Here is a 20,075-nt window from a genome sequence, read left to right on the forward strand (position 1 = left end):
GCCCCGCGCGCAGGAGGTGCCTGAATCCCATCGATGCTTTCCGCCCATCAAGGTCCAGATCGCGTCCCGTTGCCTCACCCGGGGGCGATTGTCCGGGCGACCGCATCGCGCTTGCGTCTCGTACGCGCCCGGCAGATCAGAACCTGCGCGATGGTGTCCGATCTTGCACCTATGCGCTCCGCGCCGGACCGTCCGGCAGTCGTCGTAGCGCCTGGAAAACCTCGCGCCCCTCGCGCAGGGGTCCTTGTTGAAGTTGGCTGCGCTGGCGCCCCATGGGTGCTCCTGTGCCCCCGCTTGCGGGGTTTTGGCGGTGAAGGTCGATGACCCAAGCCGCCGCACCCCCTGCGACCCCGTGTGGGGGCTTTTGCACGACCTTTACAGCTGATCGAGCGCCGGGCTGCTTTGCGCCGCGCGGGGCGGCTTCCGGCCCGACGCCCGCGCCACGGGGTGCCACGGGGCATTTCTGCCGACGCTCCATCCCCGATTGCGCCTGCCACGGCTGCCGCGTAGGGTCCGCGCCATGTCGTGGTATTCGTCGCTTGGCCCCAATGCGCGGGGCATCCTTCTCATGCTTTGCGCGATCTTCATCTTCACGGTGATGGATGCGCTCGCAAAGTCGCTCATCGTGACCTACGGGCCGGTGCAGGTCGTCTGGGCGCGCTATGCCGGGCAGGCGGCGATCATCCTTGTGCTGCTGGCCCCACGCCTGCCGCGCCTTCTGCAGACCAACCATCTGGGTCTGCACGGGATGCGCTCGGTCTTTCAGGTGGGGGCGACGGCGCTCTTCTTTGCGTCGCTGCCGCATATCGGGCTGGCCGAGGCGACGGCGATCATGGACATCAACCCCGTTCTCATCACGCTCGCCGCCGCGCTGTTTCTGGGCGAGCGGATCGGGCCGCGGCGGCTTTTCGGGGTGCTGGCGGCGATGGTGGGCGCGCTGATCATCATCCAGCCCGGCAGCGGTGTCTTTTCGCCTGCGGCCCTTTTGCCGCTGGCGGGGGCGATCTGCTATACCGGCCACGCGATCACCACCCGGATGCTGGGCACGGGCGAGAGCATCTGGACCGCCCTTCTCTACACCGCGCTGATCGGAACGGTCCTGACGACCGCCGCCCTGCCGCTGGGCTGGACGACACCCGCGCTGGCCGACCTGCCCGGCCTGCTGGCCATCGGCGGGATCGGCGCCGCCGGGCAGCTTTGCCTGATCCGCGCGTTTTCCAGTGCCGAGGCGGGGGTGGTTGCGCCGTTCGCTTATGTGGGGCTCTTGTTTGCGACGCTCTGGGGGGTGCTTCTCTTCGACGAATATCCCGATTTCTGGACCGGGGTCGGCGCGCTTGTGATCGTCGCGGCCGGGCTTTATGTCTGGCACCGGGAAACGCGCGGCACCCGCCAGGGCGGCGCGGAACCCGTGGCGGATCGTATGGGGGCCGATGGCAAGGGATAAGGACGACGGGCGCGGCTTTGGCGACTGGCTGACCGACCGGCTGTTTCGCGGCCTCATCTGGCTGGCGCTCCGCCTGCCTCCGGGGCCACGGGTGCGCGCCATGGGCTGGGCGGCCGAGCGGATCGTGGCGCCGGTCTCGGGCTATCTGCGGCGCGCGCGGGAAAACCTCGCCCTGATCTTTCCCGACATGCCCGAGGCGGAACGCGACCGGATCGCGCGCCGCGTGGCGAACAACACGGGCCGGATGCTGATCGAGAACTATGCCGCGGCCGATCTGGTCGCCGCCGCCCGCGGCCATGTGCCGACCGGCCCGGGCTATGAGGCGCTCTGCAAGGCGCGGGAGGCGGGGCGCGCGGCAATCCTCGTCACCGGGCATTTCGGGAATTTCGGCTTTGCGCGCGCGGCCCTCACGGCGCAAGGGTTCGAGATCGCGGGCCTTTACCGGCCCATGCGCAACGTCTTTTTCAACGAACACTACGTCGCGATGATGGAGGCCGTGGGCGGGCAGTCATTCCCGCAGGGGCGCAAGGGCACGGCGGGCTTTGCCCGGCATCTGCGCGATGGCGGTCAGGCGGTGCTGCTGGTCGATCAGCATATCGCGGGGGCGCCCTGGCTCGATTTCATGGGGCAGCCGGCGCGGACCGCCCTGTCCGCGGCAGAGCTTGCGCTGAAATACGACGCGCTGCTGATCCCGTTTTATGCGACGCGGCAGCCTGACGGTCTGGGATTTGCCGTCGATATGGAACCGCCGATCCCCCACAGCGACCCGGTGACGATGACGCAGGCGCTCAACGACAGCCTTGCCGCGCGGGTGCGCGCGATGCCCGACCAGTGGTTCTGGATTCACCGCCGCTGGAAGTGACGGTCGCAGGAGGCCGCGCCAAGCCCCATACGCTCAGTCCGCGCGCGCCGCGCCCAGAACGGGGCCAAAGCCCGGCGCCTGCACGATCACCACGACGGGTTCCGCGCCCTGCGCGTCGGCGATCATCTCGAACGGTTCCTGCCCGTCCCAACGCGCGATGGTCTCCCAATAGGTGACGATGTTGTGGTAGGTGACGGTGCGGCCTGCATTCTCGCCCCGCTCGATCTTGACCGTTTCTTGCGGGCGATAGCGCACCAGATGGACCTGCGCCGCGCTCGGCAGGGCCGGTTCGGCGCTGAGATGGATGCGGACGCGATCGCCTTCGGGCGCGAGCCGCACCTGAACCGGATTGACCCGCGCGCGGTGGCTGGTGATGAGATCGGCGACCATCATCGGGCGCACGCCCTCGACCCTGTCGATCCCGCCCACGATCATCTGCGGCGTATAGATCGCACGTTCGCCCGCCGCGCGGGCATAGCCCTTTTGCCGGTCGGTAAAGGCGGGATCGGCGAATTCATCCGCCCAGCCGATATAGTCCCAGTAATCCACATGCAGCGCGAGCGGAATGATATCGGGCCGCGCCGCCAGACGCTCCATCAGCTCATCCGCCGGCGGGCAGGACGAACATCCCTGAGAGGTATAAAGCTCCACCACCACCGGGTTGGGGGCTGCGCCGGACTCCTGCGCCGATGCAAGGGGCGCGTGGGCCGCTGCCGCCAGCAGAAAACCCGCCGCGGTGCTGATGATCCGGCGCATGAACGGCGCTCCCTTTGTTGTTGTAGGATGTTGGTAATCCTGCACCGGGGGCTTTGCCAATCAAGGTTTTGTTAGTGTTTCCCTTGGGCCACAGGGGCAAGCGCGAATTTCTGTGCACAATGGTATACAAATCGGGCGTGAACCCCTTGATCCGAACGCCGCGATGGGGCAAATGCAGTGCAGCAAGACCCCGGTCCATGCCAAGGGAGCCAACCATGACCATCATCGTCGGACAAGATACCGCCAAGACCCGCCGCACATTGACGGCCGGCGGCCAAACCGTCGCCTATTACTCGATCCCCGCTGCCGAAGAGGCCGGCCTCGGCAATTTCACCCGCCTGCCGGCATCGCTCAAGGTCGTGCTGGAAAACATGCTGCGGTTCGAGGATGGCAAGACGGTCAGCGTCGATGACATCAAGGCCTTCGCCGAATGGGCGGAAAAGGGCGGCAAGAACCCGCGCGAGATCGCCTATCGCCCGGCCCGCGTGCTGATGCAGGACTTCACCGGCGTTCCCGCGGTCGTGGACCTTGCGGCGATGCGCGACGGGATCAAGGCGCTTGGCGGCGACCCGCAAAAGATCAACCCGCTGAACCCGGTCGACCTGGTCATCGACCACTCGGTCATGATCGACGAATTCGGCAACCCGCGCGCCTTCCAGATGAACGTGGACCGCGAGTATGAGCGGAACCTCGAACGCTATACCTTCCTGAAATGGGGTCAGAAGGCGTTCAACAACTTCCGCGTCGTGCCGCCCGGAACCGGCATCTGCCATCAGGTGAACCTCGAATACCTGTCGCAGACCGTCTGGACCGACCAGGACCAGAACGGCCAGGAAGTCGCCTACCCGGATACGCTGGTCGGCACCGACAGCCACACCACCATGGTGAACGGCCTTGCCATTCTCGGCTGGGGTGTCGGCGGGATCGAGGCCGAGGCCGCTATGCTGGGCCAGCCGATCTCGATGCTCATCCCCGAGGTCATCGGCTTCAAGCTGACGGGCCGCATGGTCGAGGGCACGACGGCAACCGACCTCGTTCTCAAGGTCGTGCAGATGCTGCGCAAGAAGGGCGTGGTCGGCAAATTCGTCGAGTTCTACGGCGAGGGTCTTGACCACCTGCCGCTGGCCGATCGCGCGACGATCGGGAACATGGCACCCGAATACGGCGCGACCTGCGGCTTCTTCCCGATCGACGACGAGGCGCTGCGCTACCTGCGCCAGACCGGCCGCGACGAGGCGCGCATCGCGCTGGTCGAAGCCTATGCCAAGGCGAACGGCATGTGGCGTGGCCCGGATTATGAGCCCGTCTACACCGATACGCTGCATCTCGACATGTCGGAAGTCGTGCCTGCCGTGTCCGGCCCCAAGCGTCCGCAGGATCACACGCCGCTCACCGAATCCGCGAAATCCTTCCTCAACGTCGTCAGCGAGTATCGCGGCGGCGCCGAGGATGGCGACACGCTGGTTGATGTGCGCAAGACCGTCAAGGTCGAGGGCGAGGATTACACGATCCGCGACGGGTCGGTCGTGATCGCGGCCATCACCTCCTGCACCAACACCTCGAACCCCTATGTGATGATCGGCGCCGGCCTCGTCGCCCGCAAGGCACGGGCGCTCGGCCTGACGCGCAAGCCCTGGGTTAAGACCTCGCTTGCACCCGGTTCGCAGGTCGTGTCGGAATACCTGGAGGCCGCGGGCCTGCAGGAAGATCTCGACGCAGTCGGCTTCAACCTTGTCGGCTACGGCTGCACCACCTGCATCGGCAACTCGGGCCCGCTGCAGCCCGAGATTTCCAAGGCGATCAATGAAAACGACCTGATCGCGACCGCGGTCCTTTCGGGTAACCGCAACTTCGAGGGCCGGATCAGCCCCGATGTGCGCGCGAACTACCTCGCCTCTCCGCCGCTGGTCGTGGCCTATGCCATCGCGGGCGACATGAACATCGACCTGACGACCGAGCCGCTGGGCAAGGACCGGAACGGAAACGATGTCTACCTGAAGGACATCTGGCCGACGACGCAGGAGGTCGCCGATCTGGTCGAAAAGACCGTGACGCGCGAAGCGTTCCAGAAGAAATACGCCGAGGTCTTTACCGGCGACGCCAAATGGCAAAGCGTCGAGGTCACGGACAGCGAGACCTATGACTGGCCGCCATCGTCGACCTATGTCCAGAACCCGCCCTATTTCCGCGGCATGAGCCAGGAGCCGGGCGTGATCTCGGACATCTCGGGCGCGCGTGTTCTGGCGCTGTTGGGCGACATGATCACGACCGACCACATCAGCCCCGCCGGTTCGTTCAAGGAAACGACCCCCGCCGGCCGCTATCTCGTGGAACGTCAGGTCCCGGTACGCGAGTTCAACTCTTACGGGTCGCGCCGCGGCAACCACGAGATCATGATGCGCGGCACCTTCGCGAACATCCGGATCAAGAACGAGATGCTTCCGGGTGTCGAGGGCGGCTATTCCAAAGGCCCCGACGGGCAGCAGACCTCGATCTTCGACGCGGCCATGGCCTATCAGGATCAGGGCACGCCGCTCGTGATCTTCGGCGGGATCGAATACGGTGCAGGCTCCAGCCGCGACTGGGCGGCAAAGGGCACGGCGCTGCTGGGCGTCAAGGCGGTGGTGGCCGAAAGCTTCGAGCGCATCCACCGCTCCAACCTGGTCGGCATGGGCGTCATCCCGTTCGAGTTCACCAACGGCGACACCCGCAAGAGCCTTGGCCTCACCGGCGACGAGGTCGTCTCGATCACCGGGCTTGCCGGTGATCTGAAGCCGCTCTCCATGGTCCCCTGCACGATCACCTATGCGGATGGCACGGTGAAGGAGATCCAGCTCAAGTGCCGGATCGATACCGAGGTCGAGATCGAATACGTCCAGAACGGCGGCGTGCTGCATTACGTGCTGCGCAACCTCGCCAAAAGCTGACGCATCCGTCAGACAGGTTGAACCGCCGCGCCCACGGGTGCGGCGGTTTTTCATGGGCCGACCGGCCCGAAGGATAGCGGCCTGGCGCCTTCCGGAGGCACAGTTGGCAGGTGAGCCGGGCCGAGGTCCGATCGAATTGCGCGGTCCGGCGGCGCCCTTCACCCATCGCGCCTTAAGCCGTCATGTCCATCCCGTCCGGCCCCTTCCCTCGCGAAAAACAACCCCGCCCGTCTGCCCGGGGGGCCGGTATGACACACCCGTCGAAAGCGGTTCCGCGCCGATGCATCGCAGACGGGACCAGTATGCGAGGCACGTGCTGCAATCCCCGGTTTCGTCCTTTTTCGAAATCGTCCCGAGCCGATGAAGAACCTTGATTTAAGGAATAAAGTGCTGTCACATCACCGTTACAAAACGAGAATAACAGCGGCGTGAGCACTCGCGAAGCAGCGACCTGCCAACCCCAGAGGGAGAGACGAATGACCACCACCTTCCACCGCCTTGTCGGCGCTACGGCGGCCGCGCTCATGGCGACAACCTCCATCGTTTCGGCCCAGTCGATGGAAGAGCTGATCGAAGGCGCGCGCGCCGAGGGGATGCTGACCACCATCGCCCTGCCCCATGACTGGTGCGGCTACGGCGCTGTCATCCAGGGGTTCAAGGAAAAATACCCCTTCCTCACCATCAACGAGCTGAACCCCGATGCCGGTTCGGCAGATGAGCTCGAGGCGATCCGCGCCAACCGCAACAACACCGGCCCGCAGGCGCCCGACGTGATTGATGTGGGCTTTGCCTTTGGTCCCGCCGCGCAGGAAGAGGGCCTGATCCAGCCCTATCAGGTCGCGACCTGGGACACGATCCCGGATGCCGCCAAGGATGCCGAAGGCTACTGGTATGGCGACTATTACGGCGTGCTTTCCTTTGCCGTGAACACCGACCTGGTGGACGAGATCCCGCAGGACTGGGAAGACCTGCTGAAGCCCGAATACGCGAACTCGGTCGCGCTGGCCGGCGATCCGCGCGCCTCGAACCAGGCGATCCTTGCGGTTCAGGCCGCAGGCATCGCGCGCGGCGCCGAGCCTGGCGCCGCAGCCGGTCAAGCTGGTCTCGAATTCTTTGCCGAACTCAACGCCGCAGGGAATTTCGTTCCGGTGATCGGCAAGGCGGGCACGCTGGCCCAGGGTGCGACGCCGATCGTGATCCAGTGGGATTATAACGCGCTTGCGAGCCGTGATACGCTGGCCGGCAACCCGCCGGTCGAGGTCGTCGTGCCCGCATCGGGCGTCGTGGCGGGCGTCTATGTGCAGGCGATCAGCGCCTATGCACCGCATCCGAACGCGGCCAAGCTCTGGATGGAATACCTCTATTCCGACGAAGGTCAGCTGGGCTGGCTGGCCGGCTACTGCCATCCGATCCGCTTCAACGACATGGTGCAGAACGGCGTCGTGCCGAACGACCTGCTGGAAGCCCTGCCCCCGGCCGAGGCCTATGAGGCCGCCGTCTTCCCGACGCTGGAAGAGCAGGAAGCCGCGAAAGAGGTCATCACCGGCGGCTGGGATCAGGTCGTGGGCGCGAACGTCCAGTAACCTGATCTGACGATTGCCCGCCCCGCGCGCCTGCGGGGCGGGTTTTGCGTTCAGCCAGACAACAACCGGAGGCCCGATGGACGTTCCCGCCGCAAGACCGCGACGGCAGTTGCCGCTGCACTGGCTGGGCATCCTGCCCTTTGCCGCCTTCGCGATCCTCTTTCTGCTCTGGCCGACAGTCCACATCGTCGCGGGGGCCTTTCGCACGCCGCAGGGCGATTTCACCCTGCGCAATATCGCGAACCTCTGGACACCCTCGATCATCGCCTCTTACTGGATCTCGATCCGGATCAGCTTTGCCTCGGCCTTCCTGGGTTGCGTGATCGGCTTTGCCATCGCGGCGGCGGTGACGCTGGGCGGGCTGCCGCGCTGGATCAGGGGGCCGCTCCTGACCTTTTCCGGAGTCGCCTCGAACTTTGCCGGGGTGCCGCTCGCCTTTGCGTTTCTGGCGACGCTGGGGCGACTGGGCCTTGTCACGATCCTGCTGCGCGACTGGTTCGGGATCAACATCTACGCGATGGGCTTCAACCTGCTCTCGTTCTTCGGGCTGACGCTCACCTACCTGTTCTTTCAGATCCCGCTGATGATCCTGATCGTGACCCCGGCGCTTGACGGGCTGAAACGCGAATGGCGCGAGGCCGCGTCGATCCTTGGGGCCAGCGGCGCGCAGTACTGGCGGATCGTCGCCTTCCCGATCCTGTGGCCCACGTTGCTGGGCACGTTTGCGCTGCTCTTTGCCAATGCGTTCGGGGCGGTCGCCACGGCCTTCGCGCTGACGGGCTCGTCGCTCTCGATCGTGCCGATCCTTCTCTTTGCGCAGATCAGGGGCGATGTGTTGCAGGACCCGCACCTGGGCTATGCGCTGGCCTTCGGCATGATCGTCGTCACGGGCATCGCCAACCTTGTCTATGTCGTGCTGCGCGCCCGCAGCGAAAGGTGGATGCGATGAACGCGCAACGGATTGCCGCCTGGATCGCGCTCGCGTTCGGGCTGATCTATTTCTTCCTGCCGCTGATCGGCACCATCGAATTTTCCCTCCGGATGCGCCGGGGGGAATACAGCCTTGACGCCTATCGCGTGGTGCTGGGCGATCCGCGGTTCCAGCAGACCTTTACCTATTCCGTCGTCATGGCGCTTTGCACCATCGTCGTGGGCGTCCTCTTGGTGGTGCCCACCGCGTATTGGGTGCGCCTGAAACTGCCGCGCCTGCGCCCGGTCGTGGAATTCATCACGCTGTTGCCGCTGGTCATTCCGCCCATCGTCATCGTCTTTGGCTATATCCGGATGTACAACACCTCGTCCCTGCTGCCGCTGACCGGGTCGGCCACGGGGACGAATTTCCTGCTGATGATGGGCTACGCGACGCTGGCGCTGCCCTACATGTACCGCGCGGTCGATACCGGGCTGCGCGCCATCGACATCCGCACTCTGACCGAGGCGGCGCAGAGCCTGGGCGCGGGTTGGGTCACGATCATGGCGCGGGTGATCCTGCCGAATGTGCTGGTCGCGGTGCTGTCGGGCGCTTTCCTGACCTTTGCCATCGTGATCGGGGAATTCGTGCTGGCGGCGCTGCTGAACCGTCCGGCCTTCGGCCCCTATCTGCAACTGATCGGCGCGAACCGCGCCTATGAGCCCGCGGCGCTGGCCGTGATCGCCTTTTCGATCACCTGGATCTGCATGGGGCTGATCCAGCTTGTCACACGCTTTACGAAACACACACAGGTCAGGCGCTGATCCATGGGTTTTCTCGATATCTCCAACCTGCAAAAGAGCTTCGGCGCCACCCAGGTCGTGAAGGACTTCAACCTCAGCGTCGAGAAGGGAGAGTTCATCTCGTTCCTCGGCCCCTCGGGCTGCGGCAAGACGACGACGCTGCGGATGGTCGCGGGCTTTGAGGTGCCAAGCGCCGGCACGATCCGCATCGACGGGCGCGACGTGGTGCGCCTGCGGCCGAACCAGCGCAATATCGGCATGGTGTTTCAAAGCTACGCGCTGTTTCCCAACCTGACGGTGGCCGACAATGTGGGCTTTGGCCTGCGTGTCGCGGGCGTTCCCCGGACCGACCGGGCCGAGCGTGTGGCCGAGATGCTGGCGATCGTGGGTCTTGCCGACTTCGGCGCGCGCTATCCGTTCCAGCTTTCGGGCGGGCAGCAGCAGCGGGTGGCACTGGCCCGCGCGCTGGCGGTGCGTCCGCAGGTCCTGTTGCTGGATGAGCCGCTTTCGGCGCTGGATGCCAAGATCCGCGTGTCGCTGCGCGAGGAAATCCGCGCCATCCAGCGCAAGCTGGGGATCACCACGATCTATGTGACCCATGACCAGGAAGAGGCGCTGTCGATGTCCGACCGCATCGTGGTCATGAACAACGGCGTGGCCGATCAGGTCGGCGCCCCCTTCGACATCTATAACCGCCCCGCGACCCGCTTTGTCGCAAGCTTTGTCGGCACGCTGAACCTTCTCGACGTGCGGGTGGTGGATGCGGGCGCGGGGACCGTCTCGCTGGGCGGGACGACGGTGCCGCTGGGCCGGCAGCTGCGCGGCGACAAGGTGACGCTGGCCCTGCGCCCCGAGGCGGTGGGCCTTGCCCCGAGCGACGGCCGGACGCTGGGCGTCGAGGGTCGCATCGCCGAGGTGCACTTCCTCGGCTCAGTCATCCGCATCCGCGTCCGGGTGGGCGACGCGCGGATCTCGCTCGACACGTTCAACTCGGCCGATCATCCGCCGCCGCAGGTGGGCGACCCGGCGACGGTCTGGCTGAACCCGCGCGACCTGATGGTCTTGGCGGATTGATGCCGGATTGATGCCGAAGGCGTGATCGCGGCGAGGGAACGGACGGGGCGTGGTTGACACCGGGGCGTGGTCGCACCACCATCCGCCCTGCCCTAACCCTTTTCAGGTTTTCATGAGTGCCTTCATAGACGCCTTCAAGCTCAGTTATTTCTCGGTCCCGAAAACTGCCTGCACAACGCTCAAGACCGCCTTTTTCGCGCTGGAAAACGGGCGTCCCTTTGCGGATTTCCGGTGCAGCGGCAAATGGTACTACATCCATAATTTCTACCCGTCCTCCGGCTTCAAGGCGGCCCCGCACGACCGCATCGCCGACCACGCGCGCTTTGCCGTGGTGCGCGACCCGCTGGCGCGCGCCGTGTCCTGCTATCGCAACCGCGTGGTGCATTACCGCGAACTCGGCCCGGGCCGGATCAGCGATGAATTCGTCGAAAAGGGCGCCGTGCCGGACCCGAGCCTCGATTATTTCCTTCGCCGTCTTCAGCTTTACCGCGAGGCGTCGGTCTCGATCCGGCATCACACTGACCCGCTCACGTTCTTTCTCGGGACGGACCCGGCCTATTTCGACACGATCTACGCGATGCGCGATATCGACAAATTCGCCGAGCGCGTCGCCCAGATCACCAAACGCACGATGGTGCTGGGGCGCGAGCAGACCGGCGGGCCGAACATCACCCCCGATCAGGTGAGCGATGAGGTAGCCGAGCGCGTGCGGGAATTCTACGCGCAGGATTATCAGGTCTTCGGCCGGTATCTTTGACGGTATATCTTTGGCCTTGAAGGGGCCTCCCCCATAGGAAAAGGCCGGCGCAAGCGCCGGCCCCTGTCGTCTCGATCAAAGGTCTTACCGCTCTACGGTCACGCTGACCATCCGGTCGGGGTTTTCGACCGAGCCGCCGGCCCGCGCGTTGCCGCGCCGGATTGCGTCCACGACCTCCATCCCCTCGATCACCTGCCCGACCACCGTGTATTCGCCGTTCAGATGCGGCGCGGGGGCGAACATGATGAAGAACTGGCTGTTGGCGCTGTTCGGGCTCATGGACCGGGCCATGCCGACGGTCCCGCGCTCGAACGGCACACGGGAAAATTCGGCCTGAAGGTCAGGCAGGTCGGACCCGCCCATGCCCGCCCGGGACAGATCGCCGCCCTGACGGCCAAAGGCCACATCGCCGGTCTGGGCCATGAAACCCTCGATCACCCGGTGAAACACCACATCGTCATAGGCGCCCTGTTCGGCAAGCGTGGTGATCCGCTCCACATGGGCCGGGGCCAGATCGTCGCGCAGATCGATGACGATCCGGCCCGATGCCTCGCCCGCCACCTCGATCACGAGGTTCGGGCCCGGCCCGTCCTGAGCCTGTGCATCGGCCGGTCCGCCCGTCTGCAAAAGCGCAAAGCCACCGAGCACGGCAAGGCCGAGCCCGAACAGCCCGCCTGCGATCATCCGGTCACGCATCGGCGGCCACCTTGACGCTGATCATCCGGTCGGGGTTCGCCGGCGGCTCGCCCCGGGTGATCTTGTCCACATGTTCCATCCCCGAAATCACGCGGCCATAGACGGTGTATTGCCCGTTCAGGAAATGGTTGTCCTTGAAGTTGATGAAGAACTGGCTGTTGGCCGAGTTCGGGTTCGACGAGCGCGCCGCGCCCAGCGTGCCCCGGTCATGCGGCAGGCGCGAGAATTCGGCCGGAAGGTCAGGCAGGTCGGACCCGCCGGTGCCCGCGCGGCGCAGATTGAAATCCTTTTCCGCGTTGCCGTTTTCCACATCGCCGGTCTGCGCCATGAAACCGTCGATCACCCGGTGAAAGACCACGTTGTCATAGGCGCCCGCGCGCGCAAGCTCCTTCATCCGCTCGGCATGTTTCGGGGCGACATCGGTCAGAAGCTCGATGACGACCGGGCCGTCCTTGAGTTCGATGATGATCGTGTTTTCCGGATCGTTGATTTCGGCCATGGCCTGTCCTTCCTTTGCGTTTGTCATAACCTAGACACAGGATGCGGCGAGGAAAAGGGTCGAGGCTTGACGATCCCGCGGGATTGCGGCGTGATACGCGCGCACCCGCCGAAGGAGAGACATGATGCGCTGGAAGACACTGGACGACATGGATTTTGCGGGCAAGACCGCGCTCGTGCGGGTGGATATCAACGTGCCGGTGGCCGAGGGCCGCGTGACCGACACGACCCGGATCGACAAGATCGTCCCCACCGTCAGCGACATCCTGTCAAAGGGGGGCCGCGTCGTGCTGCTTGCGCATTTCGGCCGCCCCAAGGGCAAGCGGGTCGAGGATATGAGCCTGCGCATCACCCTGCCCGCGCTCGAATCCGCCCTTGGCCGCAGCGTCACCTTTGGCGAGGATTGCGTGGGGGAACCGGCGCGGACGGCGGTTGCCACAGGCGATGTGGTTCTGCTGGAGAACACGCGCTTCCATGCTGGTGAGGAAACGAACGATGCGGGCCTTGCGCAGGAGCTCGCCTCGCTTGGCGACATCTATGTGAACGACGCGTTTTCGGCCGCGCACCGTGCCCATGCCTCGACCGAGGCGCTGGCCCATCTGTTGCCCGCCTGTGCCGGCCGGCTGATGGAGGCGGAGCTGAAGGCGCTGAACGCCGCGCTGGGTGATCCCGAACGCCCCGTCGTCGCCGTGGTGGGGGGCGCCAAGGTCTCCACCAAGCTCGACCTCCTGGGCAATCTGGTCGGGCGCGTCGATCATCTCGTGATCGGCGGCGGGATGGCGAACACGTTTCTGGCCGCGCGCGGCATCCCGATCGGAAAATCGCTGGCCGAGCGTGAGATGACGGAGACCGCGCTCTCGATCCTCGACAAGGCGCGGGCGGCGGCCTGCAACATCCACCTGCCGCAGGACATCGTCGTCGCGCGGGAGTTCAAGGCCGATGCCGCGAACGAGACGCTGCCCGCCGATGCCTGCCCCGAGGATGCGATGATCCTCGATGCCGGGCCCGCGACCACCGCGCATCTGGCGCGTGTCTTTGCGGAATGCCGGACGCTGATCTGGAACGGTCCCCTCGGCGCCTTCGAGATCCCGCCCTTCGACGCCGCGACCAACGCCGCCGCGCAAGAGGCCGCACGCCTCACCAGGGCCGGGCAGCTTGTCAGCGTGGCAGGCGGGGGCGATACGGTTGCCGCGCTCAACAAGGCGGGTGCGGCCGAGGGGTTCAGCTATATCTCGACCGCCGGCGGTGCCTTTCTTGAGTGGATGGAAGGCAAGGAATTGCCGGGTGTTGCCGCTTTGATGCGCTGAGCGACGTTGCGCACATCTGTTAGCGCCACCAACGGTTGCGCCCGTCCGCGGGCAAATCTATCCCATACCAGACACCCCCAGAACGAGGAGCGGGACATGCGTGCATCACGGACGGTCCAGAAGATTCTGAGCAATTACGAAGGCGAAACCCCCGGTGTGAAGGCGAACCTGTGCCGGATGCTGATGCAGGGCAAGCTGGGCGGCACCGGCAAGATGATCATCCTGCCCGTGGATCAGGGCTTTGAACATGGACCCGCGCGGACCTTCGCGGCAAACCCCGCTGCCTATGACCCGCATTATCACTATCAGCTTGCGATCGACGCGGGTCTCAGCGCCTATGCCGCGCCGCTCGGCATGATCGAGGCGGGCGCCGACACCTATGCCGGGCAGATCCCGACGATCCTCAAGGTGAACAGCGCGAACTCGCTCATGTCCGACACCGCGGGCAAGAACCAGGCCATCACCGCCTGCGTCGACGATGCCCTGCGGCTGGGCTGTTCGGCCATCGGCTTCACCATCTATCCCGGCTCGGACATGGCGCTCGACATGTACGAGGAAATCAGCGCGATGCGGGAAGAGGCCGCGCGCAAAGGCGTGGCGACCGTGATCTGGTCCTATCCGCGTGGTGAGGCCGTGACGAAGGACGGTGAAACGGCGATCGACGTGGCGGCCTATGCGGCGCAGATCGCGGCCCTGCTCGGCGCGCATATCATCAAGATCAAGCTCTCGACCGACCATCTGATGCTGCCCGAGGCCAAGAAGGTCTATGAGGATACCAAAATCGACATCGCGACCCAGGCCGCCCGCGTGAAGCACTGCATGGAGGCGAGCTTTAACGGGCGCCGCATCGTGGTCTTCTCGGGCGGCGCGAAAAAGGGTGCCGACAGCGTCTATGACGATGCCCGGGCGATCCGCGACGGCGGTGGCAACGGGTCGATCATCGGGCGCAACAGCTTTCAGCGGCCCCGCGAGGAGGCGCTCGAAATGCTCGGCAAGCTGGTGGATATCTACAAGGGCCGCGCCTGATTTCAGCAACAGCGTTGACGTCAGAACGGCGACAAAGCGCCTCCCGTCCCGCGGACGGGGGGCGTTTTGCGTTTCGGGGATTCACAAGTCCTCACGAATGTGAGAGTTTGAACGCAAGGGCCCCGTCAGAGGATGCCCGGATAGCGGATGGAGCAGCGCATGGGCAGACAACGCGGCGGTGGCCCCGGCTTTGGCCCGGTGATGTATTACGGCCTTGCCTTCAGCCTTGCGAGCTATTTCACCTTTGCCGCCGTGCAGGGGGATTACGGCGTGTTCCGCCGCGTTCAGATCGACGCCGAGACGCGGGCGCTTCAGGCCGAGCGCGATGCGCTGGCCGCCGAACTGGCCGAGATGGAGAACAAGACGCGCCGCCTTTCGGATGATTTCCTCGATCTCGACCTTCTCGACGAACAGGCGCGCGACGTGCTGGGCCTGATCCGGATGGACGAACTGGTCGTCCGCTGACAGTGCCCTAAATTGCCCCTTTGCCCTGCGCGGGTGATGCGATATAGATCGTTTAGCGTTAAACTATCTGTTCTGGCTAAGGGAGAGGCTCGGCATGGCCGCGAGAAAGACCCCCGGCACTGCGTCCAATGCGACACCGAATGTGTCCAAGGACGATCTGCTCAAATATTACCGCGACATGCTGCTGATCCGGCGATTCGAGGAAAAGGCGGGCCAGCTTTACGGCATGGGCCTGATCGGCGGTTTCTGCCATCTCTATATCGGGCAAGAGGCCGTCGTCGTCGGTCTTGAGGCCGCGGCCGAGGAAGGCGACAAGCGCATCACGAGCTATCGCGACCACGGCCACATGCTGGCCTGCGGCATGGACGCGAAGGGCGTGATGGCCGAACTGACCGGGCGCGAGGGCGGCTATTCCAAGGGCAAGGGCGGCTCGATGCACATGTTCAGCCGCGAAAAGCATTTCTACGGCGGCCATGGGATCGTGGGCGCGCAGGTGCCGTTGGGTGCCGGCCTCGCCCTCGCCGACAAATACATGGGCAATGACCGCGTGACCTTCACCTATTTCGGGGATGGCGCGGCGAACCAGGGCCAGGTCTATGAGACCTACAACATGGCCCAGCTCTGGAACCTGCCGGTCGTCTTCGTGATCGAGAACAACCAGTATGCGATGGGCACCAGCGTGGCGCGTTCCACCAAATCGCCCAGCCTCTGGGAACGGGGCGCCGCCTACGGCATCAGGGGCGAGGCTGTTGACGGGATGGACGTGCTTGCCGTCAAGGCCGCCGGAGAAAAGGCCGTTGCCGCCTGCCGCGCGGGCGAAGGCCCCTATATCCTGGAAATGAACACCTACCGCTATCGCGGCCACTCGATGTCGGATCCCGCAAAGTACCGCACCCGCGAAGAGGTGCAGAAGATGCGCGAAGAAAAGGACCCGATCGAACGGGTCCGTGAACTGCTGCTGACCGGCAATCACGCGACCGATGACGATCTCAAGTCCATTGACAAGGAGATCAAGGCGGTCGTGAACGACGCTACCGAGTTCGCCAAGGAAAGCCCCGAGCCCGATCTGTCGGAGCTCTGGACCGATATCTACGCCTGAGGGGGATGAAAGACATGGCAACCGAAATCCTGATGCCCGCGCTTTCGCCCACGATGGAGGAAGGCACCCTTGCGAAATGGCTGGTGAAAGAGGGTGACAACGTCACCTCGGGCCAGATCATCGCCGAGATCGAGACCGACAAGGCCACGATGGAATTCGAGGCGGTCGATGAAGGCACGGTCGGCAAGCTTCTGATCGCCGAGGGCACTGCCGGCGTGAAGGTCAACACGCCCATCGCCGTTCTCGTGGAAGAAGGTGAAACCGTCCCCGAAGGCGAGGGCCAGAACCGCACCGAGAAATCCGAGGATGTGGGGGGCGAAAAGCCGGGCGTGGCAGAGGCCGACAAGGCGTTGCCCAAGGACCTGCCGGCCGCAGCCTCGCCGCAGGCCGCCCCGCCCGCGGCGCCGACGATGGCCCGTGAACCCGACTGGCCCGAGGGCACCGAGATGAAGACCCAGACCGTGCGCGAGGCGCTGCGCGACGCGATGGCCGAGGAAATGCGCGGCGACGAGACCGTCTTTCTGATGGGCGAGGAGGTCGGCGAATACCAGGGTGCCTACAAGATCAGCCAGGGCCTGCTGGATGAATTCGGCCCCAAGCGCGTGGTCGACACGCCGATCACCGAGCACGGTTTTGCCGGTATCGCGGTCGGCGCCTCGTTTGGTGGACTGCGCCCGATCGTCGAATTCATGACCTTCAACTTCGCGATGCAGGCCATCGACCAGATCATCAACTCGGCCGCCAAGACGCTCTATATGTCCGGCGGGCAGATGGGCAGCCCCATCGTGTTCCGGGGTCCGAACGGCGCGGCCGCCCGGGTGGGTGCCCAGCACAGCCAGGACTACGCCGCTTGGTATGCCCAGATCCCGGGCTTGAAGGTCGTGATGCCCTATTCGGCTGCTGACGCGAAGGGGCTTCTCAAGACCGCGATCCGCGATCCGAACCCGGTGATCTTCCTGGAGAACGAGATCCTCTATGGCCGCAGCTTCGAGGTGCCGGTCATGGACGATTTCACCGTCCCGTTCGGCAAGGCCAAGATCTGGCGCGAAGGGTCCGACGTGACCATCGTCTCGTTCGGGATCGGCATGACCTACGCGCTTGAGGCCGCCGAGAAACTCGCCGGGGAAGGCATCAGCGCCGAGGTGATCGACCTGCGCACCATTCGCCCGATGGACACCGACGCGATCATCCAGTCGGTGAAGAAAACCAACCGCTGCGTCACGGTCGAGGAAGGCTGGCCGCAGGGTTCGGTGGGCAATTACATCAGCGCGGTGCTGATGCAGCAGGCCTTCGACTATCTCGACGCCCCGGTCATCAACCTGACGGGCAAGGACGTGCCCATGCCCTATGCGGCAAACCTGGAAAAGCTGGCGCTCGTCACCACCGCCGAGGTGATCGAGGCGGTCAAGCAAGTCACCTACCGGTAAGGAGACAGGGATATGGCAACCGAAATCCTCATGCCGGCATTGTCCCCGACCATGGAGGAAGGGACGCTGGCCAAATGGCTGGTGAAAGAGGGCGACACCGTTTCCTCGGGCGACATTCTCGCCGAGATCGAGACCGACAAGGCGACGATGGAGTTCGAGGCCGTCGATGAAGGTGTGGTCGGCAAGATCCTCGTGGCCGAAGGCACGGCGGGTGTGAAGGTCAACCAGCCCATCGCCATTCTGGTCGAAGAGGGCGAAGAGGTTTCCGACGCGCCCAAATCGGCAGCCCCGGCTCCGAAAGAGGACGCAAAGGCCGCCCAGGAGGCAGAACCCCTGCGCGAGGCAGGCCGCACCGATGCCGGCCCGGCGCCACAGAAATCTGCCGCGCCCCGATCCGAAGCTCGGCCCGAGGGCGAGCGTATCTTTGCCTCGCCCCTCGCCCGGCGTATCGCCGCGGACAAGGGGCTCGATCTTGCGTCGATCCAGGGGTCCGGGCCGCGCGGGCGGATCGTGAAGGCGGATGTGGAAGGCGCGACGGCCGCGCCCAAACCGGCAGCCCCTGCGCCGGCCGCCCCGACCCCTGCCGCTGCTCCTGCACCGCAGGCGGCGAAACCGGCCGGCGCCTCTGCCGAGACGGTCATGAAGATGTTCGATGGCCGCGCCTTTGAGGAAGTCACGCTCGACGGGATGCGCCGTACAATCGCAGCCCGCCTGACCGAGGCCAAGCAGACGATCCCGCATTTCTACCTCCGGCGCGAGGTGCAACTCGATGCGCTGATGAAGTTCCGCGCGACGCTCAACGCCCAGCTTGAAGGGCGCAACGTCAAGCTGTCGGTCAACGACTTCATCATCAAGGCCTGCGCCATGGCGCTTCAATCCGTGCCCGATGCCAATGCGGTCTGGGCCGGGGATCGTATCCTGCGGCTGAAGCCTTCGGATGTCGCCGTCGCCGTCGCCGTCGAGGGCGGCCTGTTCACGCCGGTGCTGAAGGATGCCCATCAGAAATCGCTCTCGGCGCTGTCGGCCGAGATGAAGGATCTGGCCGGTCGGGCACGGAACAAGAAGCTCGCGCCGCACGAATATGTCGGTGGGTCGATGGCGATCTCGAACCTCGGCATGTTCGGGATCGAGAATTTCGACGCCGTCATCAACCCGCCCCACGGGTCCATCCTTGCGGTTGGCGCAGGGATCAAGAAACCGATCGTCGGCGCGGACGGGGAGTTGAAAGTGGCTACCATAATGTCCGTGACACTTTCGGTAGATCACAGGGTCATCGACGGGGCCCTTGGGGCGCAGTTCCTGCAGGTGATCGTCGAGAACCTGGAGAACCCGATGGCGATGCTCGCCTGATATATATGCGCGGACCCGCCGGGTCTGCGTGTCGGGTCAAGGGCGGGGCTCTGCCCCGGACCCCGGGATATTTCTACCAAGAAGAAGAAACGGCGCGGCGAAAGCGGACCTGTTGCAACAGAAATCGGCGCCCCGTCCGGGATTTCCGGGCGGGGCGCTTTCTCCTTGGGCGGTCATCGGCGTCCCCGCCTGTACCGCCCCTGACAGATAGCAGGGATTTCTTAACTACTTGCTAACGCCCGTTTTAAAAGGGGGGCGGGATCGCGGGATCAGGCCTTGAGCAGATGGTCCATGCTGATCGAGGGCTGGGCGCATCCGGCCTCGCCCACCACGCGGGCGGGAACGCCGGCGACCGTGGTGCATTCCGGCACGTCCTGAAGAACGACCGAGCCCGCGGCGATGCGGCTGCAATGGCCCACATGGATATTGCCGAGCACCTTGGCCCCCGCCCCGATCAGCACACCGTTGCCGATCTTGGGATGGCGGTCACCATCTTCCTTGCCCGTGCCGCCCAGCGTGACCGAGTGGAGCATGGAGACGTTGTCGCCCACCACCGCGGTTTCGCCAATCACGATGGAATGGGCATGGTCGATCATGATGCCGCGACCGACCCGCGCCCCCGGATGGATATCGACGCCAAAGACCTCCGACACGCGCATCTGGATGAAATAGGCCAGATCCTTGCGCCCGGCCGCGAAAAGCCAGTGGCCGATCCGGTAGGCCTGCACGGCCTGATAGCCCTTGAAGAAGAGGATCGGCTGGATGAACCGGTGGCAGGCCGGGTCGCGGTCATAGACCGCCACCAGATCGGCCCGCGCCGCCTGACCGATTTCGGGCGCGGTCGCATAGGCCTCATCGGCGATTTCGCGCAACAGCTGTTCCGGCATCTCGCCCGAGGCGAGCTTGAGCGCGAGCCGGTAGGCCAGCGCCCGTTCCATGGTCGGGTGATGCAGCAGGCCCGAATGGATCAGGCCGCCCAGAAGCGGCTCCTGCGCCACGGCCTCACGAGCCTCTGAACAGATCCGGTCCCAGACTGGATCGACCTGAGCAAGTTTTGCACGCGGATCGGCCATGGCAAGTCTCCTTCCCAG

Annotated in this window: 18 protein-coding genes; 14 read left to right on the forward strand and 4 right to left on the reverse strand. The window is 65.0% G+C overall.

Going from position 1 to position 20,075, the window contains the following annotated elements; genetic code table 11:
• Nucleotides 1-520: 520 nt before the first annotated feature.
• Together ACFSGJ_RS07760 and ACFSGJ_RS07765 are read left to right on the forward strand one after the other, a co-directional pair.
• Nucleotides 521-1,444, forward strand: coding sequence for a DMT family transporter (locus tag ACFSGJ_RS07760; RefSeq protein WP_390260455.1), 924 nt, complete (start codon nt 521-523; stop codon nt 1,442-1,444).
• Entirely contained in the window at nt 1,431-2,306 is an 876-nt protein-coding gene (locus ACFSGJ_RS07765; protein WP_390260457.1) for a lysophospholipid acyltransferase family protein, read from the forward strand. The genes ACFSGJ_RS07760 and ACFSGJ_RS07765 overlap by 14 nt, the downstream gene beginning before the upstream one ends.
• A 33-nt stretch (nt 2,307-2,339) precedes the next feature.
• On the opposite strand, the gene ACFSGJ_RS07770 is transcribed toward ACFSGJ_RS07765, so the two are convergent.
• Nucleotides 2,340-3,062, reverse strand: a complete 723-nt coding sequence (locus tag ACFSGJ_RS07770; RefSeq protein WP_390260460.1) for a DUF1223 domain-containing protein — start codon at nt 3,060-3,062, stop codon at nt 2,340-2,342.
• Nucleotides 3,063-3,277: 215 nt separating this feature from the next.
• On the opposite strand from ACFSGJ_RS07770, the gene acnA reads away from it, so the two are divergent.
• The 6 genes from acnA to ACFSGJ_RS07800 all read left to right on the forward strand — a co-directional run bounded on the left by acnA (nt 3,278) and on the right by ACFSGJ_RS07800 (nt 11,116).
• Nucleotides 3,278-5,989 carry an aconitate hydratase AcnA gene (gene acnA, locus ACFSGJ_RS07775; protein WP_390260462.1) on the forward strand — a complete coding sequence of 904 codons (2,712 nt, stop codon included), beginning with the start codon at nt 3,278-3,280 and terminating at the stop codon, nt 5,987-5,989.
• Nucleotides 5,990-6,513: 524 nt separating this feature from the next.
• Nucleotides 6,514-7,572, forward strand: coding sequence for an ABC transporter substrate-binding protein (locus ACFSGJ_RS07780; RefSeq protein WP_390260757.1), 1,059 nt, complete (start codon nt 6,514-6,516; stop codon nt 7,570-7,572).
• 76 nt (nt 7,573-7,648) lie between these two features.
• Entirely contained in the window at nt 7,649-8,521 is an 873-nt protein-coding gene (locus ACFSGJ_RS07785; protein ID WP_390260463.1) for an ABC transporter permease, read from the forward strand.
• Nucleotides 8,518-9,306 carry an ABC transporter permease gene (locus tag ACFSGJ_RS07790; protein ID WP_390260464.1) on the forward strand — a complete coding sequence of 263 codons (789 nt, stop codon included), beginning with the start codon at nt 8,518-8,520 and terminating at the stop codon, nt 9,304-9,306. Before ACFSGJ_RS07785 ends, ACFSGJ_RS07790 begins: the two co-directional genes overlap by 4 nt.
• Before the next feature lie 3 nt (nt 9,307-9,309).
• Nucleotides 9,310-10,359 (forward strand): ABC transporter ATP-binding protein, encoded by a 1,050-nt coding sequence (locus ACFSGJ_RS07795; protein WP_390260466.1) that lies wholly within the window; start codon nt 9,310-9,312, stop codon nt 10,357-10,359.
• A 112-nt stretch (nt 10,360-10,471) separates the two neighbouring features.
• The gene (locus ACFSGJ_RS07800) at nt 10,472-11,116 is read left to right on the forward strand and encodes a sulfotransferase family 2 domain-containing protein (RefSeq protein WP_390260469.1); all 645 of its coding nucleotides are present in this window, start codon (nt 10,472-10,474) and stop codon (nt 11,114-11,116) included.
• 84 nt (nt 11,117-11,200) lie between these two features.
• On the opposite strand, the gene ACFSGJ_RS07805 is transcribed toward ACFSGJ_RS07800, so the two are convergent.
• Nucleotides 11,201-11,812: a peptidylprolyl isomerase gene (locus ACFSGJ_RS07805; RefSeq protein WP_390260470.1), complete on the reverse strand. Its 612-nt coding sequence runs from the start codon at nt 11,810-11,812 to the stop codon at nt 11,201-11,203.
• On the reverse strand, nt 11,805-12,311 hold the full coding sequence (locus tag ACFSGJ_RS07810; protein ID WP_390260472.1) for a peptidylprolyl isomerase: 507 nt from the start codon (nt 12,309-12,311) through the stop codon (nt 11,805-11,807). The genes ACFSGJ_RS07805 and ACFSGJ_RS07810 overlap by 8 nt, the downstream gene beginning before the upstream one ends.
• Nucleotides 12,312-12,435: 124 nt before the next feature.
• Between ACFSGJ_RS07810 and ACFSGJ_RS07815 the strand changes: the two genes are divergently transcribed.
• The 6 genes from ACFSGJ_RS07815 (at nt 12,436) to ACFSGJ_RS07840 (ending at nt 18,984) form a co-directional block, all read left to right on the forward strand.
• Nucleotides 12,436-13,617, forward strand: a complete 1,182-nt coding sequence (locus ACFSGJ_RS07815; RefSeq protein WP_390260475.1) for a phosphoglycerate kinase — start codon at nt 12,436-12,438, stop codon at nt 13,615-13,617.
• A 96-nt stretch (nt 13,618-13,713) separates the two neighbouring features.
• The gene (locus ACFSGJ_RS07820; protein WP_390260477.1) at nt 13,714-14,643 is read left to right on the forward strand and encodes a class I fructose-bisphosphate aldolase; all 930 of its coding nucleotides are present in this window, start codon (nt 13,714-13,716) and stop codon (nt 14,641-14,643) included.
• 159 nt (nt 14,644-14,802) lie between these two features.
• On the forward strand, nt 14,803-15,108 hold the full coding sequence (locus tag ACFSGJ_RS07825; RefSeq protein WP_390260480.1) for an FtsB family cell division protein: 306 nt from the start codon (nt 14,803-14,805) through the stop codon (nt 15,106-15,108).
• Nucleotides 15,109-15,202: 94 nt separating this feature from the next.
• Nucleotides 15,203-16,207 (forward strand): pyruvate dehydrogenase (acetyl-transferring) E1 component subunit alpha, encoded by a 1,005-nt coding sequence (gene pdhA / locus ACFSGJ_RS07830; RefSeq protein WP_390260483.1) that lies wholly within the window; start codon nt 15,203-15,205, stop codon nt 16,205-16,207.
• Between the two features lie 14 nt (nt 16,208-16,221).
• Nucleotides 16,222-17,634, forward strand: coding sequence for a pyruvate dehydrogenase complex E1 component subunit beta (locus tag ACFSGJ_RS07835; protein WP_390260485.1), 1,413 nt, complete (start codon nt 16,222-16,224; stop codon nt 17,632-17,634).
• Nucleotides 17,635-17,646: 12 nt separating this feature from the next.
• A complete protein-coding gene (locus tag ACFSGJ_RS07840; protein WP_390260488.1) occupies nt 17,647-18,984 on the forward strand; it encodes a pyruvate dehydrogenase complex dihydrolipoamide acetyltransferase in 1,338 nt (445 codons plus the stop codon).
• Nucleotides 18,985-19,253: 269 nt separating this feature from the next.
• Here the strand turns inward: ACFSGJ_RS07840 and cysE are convergent, their stop codons facing one another.
• Nucleotides 19,254-20,057, reverse strand: coding sequence for a serine O-acetyltransferase (gene cysE / locus ACFSGJ_RS07845; RefSeq protein ID WP_390260489.1), 804 nt, complete (start codon nt 20,055-20,057; stop codon nt 19,254-19,256).
• Nucleotides 20,058-20,075: the final 18 nt, after the last annotated feature.

Source organism: Halodurantibacterium flavum, assembly GCF_042681825.1.
GTDB classification, from domain to species: domain Bacteria; phylum Pseudomonadota; class Alphaproteobacteria; order Rhodobacterales; family Rhodobacteraceae; genus Halodurantibacterium; species Halodurantibacterium flavum.

Bases quoted from the DNA above. Each gene is read 5' to 3' on its own strand.
- ACFSGJ_RS07840 (WP_390260488.1), top strand. From the start codon at position 17,647: ATGGCAACCGAAATCCTCATGCCGGCATTGTCCCCGACCATGGAGGAA.
- pdhA (WP_390260483.1), top strand. From the start codon at position 15,203: ATGGCCGCGAGAAAGACCCCCGGCACTGCGTCCAATGCGACACCGAAT.
- ACFSGJ_RS07800 (WP_390260469.1), top strand. From the start codon at position 10,472: ATGAGTGCCTTCATAGACGCCTTCAAGCTCAGTTATTTCTCGGTCCCG.
- ACFSGJ_RS07785 (WP_390260463.1), top strand. From the start codon at position 7,649: ATGGACGTTCCCGCCGCAAGACCGCGACGGCAGTTGCCGCTGCACTGG.
- ACFSGJ_RS07815 (WP_390260475.1), top strand. From the start codon at position 12,436: ATGCGCTGGAAGACACTGGACGACATGGATTTTGCGGGCAAGACCGCG.
- ACFSGJ_RS07805 (WP_390260470.1), bottom strand. From the start codon at position 11,812: ATGCGTGACCGGATGATCGCAGGCGGGCTGTTCGGGCTCGGCCTTGCC.
- ACFSGJ_RS07795 (WP_390260466.1), top strand. From the start codon at position 9,310: ATGGGTTTTCTCGATATCTCCAACCTGCAAAAGAGCTTCGGCGCCACC.
- ACFSGJ_RS07765 (WP_390260457.1), top strand. From the start codon at position 1,431: ATGGCAAGGGATAAGGACGACGGGCGCGGCTTTGGCGACTGGCTGACC.
- acnA (WP_390260462.1), top strand. From the start codon at position 3,278: ATGACCATCATCGTCGGACAAGATACCGCCAAGACCCGCCGCACATTG.
- ACFSGJ_RS07835 (WP_390260485.1), top strand. From the start codon at position 16,222: ATGGCAACCGAAATCCTGATGCCCGCGCTTTCGCCCACGATGGAGGAA.
- cysE (WP_390260489.1), bottom strand. From the start codon at position 20,057: ATGGCCGATCCGCGTGCAAAACTTGCTCAGGTCGATCCAGTCTGGGAC.
- ACFSGJ_RS07810 (WP_390260472.1), bottom strand. From the start codon at position 12,311: ATGGCCGAAATCAACGATCCGGAAAACACGATCATCATCGAACTCAAG.
- ACFSGJ_RS07760 (WP_390260455.1), top strand. From the start codon at position 521: ATGTCGTGGTATTCGTCGCTTGGCCCCAATGCGCGGGGCATCCTTCTC.
- ACFSGJ_RS07790 (WP_390260464.1), top strand. From the start codon at position 8,518: ATGAACGCGCAACGGATTGCCGCCTGGATCGCGCTCGCGTTCGGGCTG.
- ACFSGJ_RS07770 (WP_390260460.1), bottom strand. From the start codon at position 3,062: ATGCGCCGGATCATCAGCACCGCGGCGGGTTTTCTGCTGGCGGCAGCG.
- ACFSGJ_RS07820 (WP_390260477.1), top strand. From the start codon at position 13,714: ATGCGTGCATCACGGACGGTCCAGAAGATTCTGAGCAATTACGAAGGC.
- ACFSGJ_RS07780 (WP_390260757.1), top strand. From the start codon at position 6,514: ATGGCGACAACCTCCATCGTTTCGGCCCAGTCGATGGAAGAGCTGATC.
- ACFSGJ_RS07825 (WP_390260480.1), top strand. From the start codon at position 14,803: ATGGGCAGACAACGCGGCGGTGGCCCCGGCTTTGGCCCGGTGATGTAT.